1 protein-coding gene is annotated in these 1,091 nt (G+C 58.2%); it reads right to left on the reverse strand.

Annotated elements, in window-relative coordinates:
* Positions 1-42 precede the first annotated feature (42 nt).
* Positions 43-951: an ImmA/IrrE family metallo-endopeptidase gene (locus tag AC1DT3_RS22210; RefSeq protein ID WP_477467338.1), complete on the reverse strand. Its 909-nt coding sequence runs from the start codon at positions 949-951 to the stop codon at positions 43-45.
* Between the last annotated feature and the right edge of the window lie 140 nt (positions 952-1,091).

Consider the following 1,091-nt stretch of genomic DNA (forward strand, 5'->3'; position numbering starts at 1 on the left):
AGGCAGCAATGAGTGCGCTTGTGTCGATGCAGAACAGCCCGCTCATGCGTAATAAGCCTGACGCTCAACTTTGCCAATGTACTTCGCTTGGACCCCTAACAGACCTGCTGCGTCGCTCATCGTGATCCTTTTTCCACGATAACCGTCGATCACAAGGCGGGCATAGGGACGACCATAGCGCCCCACGACCACATTGTAGGGCGGAACAGGCGCACTATTGCCCGTGGGCTCGTCGAGAGCCGAGTACTCGAGTTCAAATTCACTGCGCTTGCGGCTGTAAAAGCGACGAGATGCGAACCCGCGTTCCACCATTCTCAGCAAAAGGGCTTCCCGACTTACACCTAGCTTCTCCGCTACCCTGATTAATTCCGCGTCGGACCACTCGGCGGATTTGTCCTTTTCCAAACGGCCCGCTTCCGCACGAATTTGGTCACTCGGCATCAGGGTTGCAGCTGCAACTGCATTGCAAAAGCGTTCGATCGCTCTTACTGGCGGGGGCATGCTTCGCGTTGGGGCGACCGCGTTCTCGACGGCACTTTCGCCCAAAAGCAGGTGGGCGAGCTCATGCAGCAGCGTGAACGTGCGACCATTTGTTTTGTCCCGGCCATTGACCGCGATAACCGGAAATTGATCTGCCGGAATCGCAAAGCCGCGGACCTCACGCACCGCTGGGGCGTGTGCTCCACCCATAACAAAGACGAGGATGCCCTTGGCTTCAATCGCGGATCGCCAAAGTTCAAATACCTTGTTTCGCCGGGCTGCTTGCAGATGCTCGGAGCCGGTAATTCCGAGAATCCGCCGGACTCTCACGCCGACGTCTTCCGGATCTTCGGAAACGCGGGCGCGCAAGGAAAAGCGTTGAATTTCACTATCTAAGTCTCTGGCGAGGTCGAGCGCAGTTTCCCGCCGCTCTTGCGCAGCGCGAATTTCATACGCGACGCGGGCCGGCATCGCCGTCCCTGGGGCAACACGCCGAAAGTCCCGCAACGGCTGAAAGTCCCGTGGGGGCTTCGGAAGAAGCATAACTGCTAGAGGGCGCTTATATTTCTCCGCCAATTGCCGGAGCTTAGGCAGAGACGGACGCTCTGCCC

Source organism: Microvirga sp. P4_G7, from assembly GCF_056401005.1.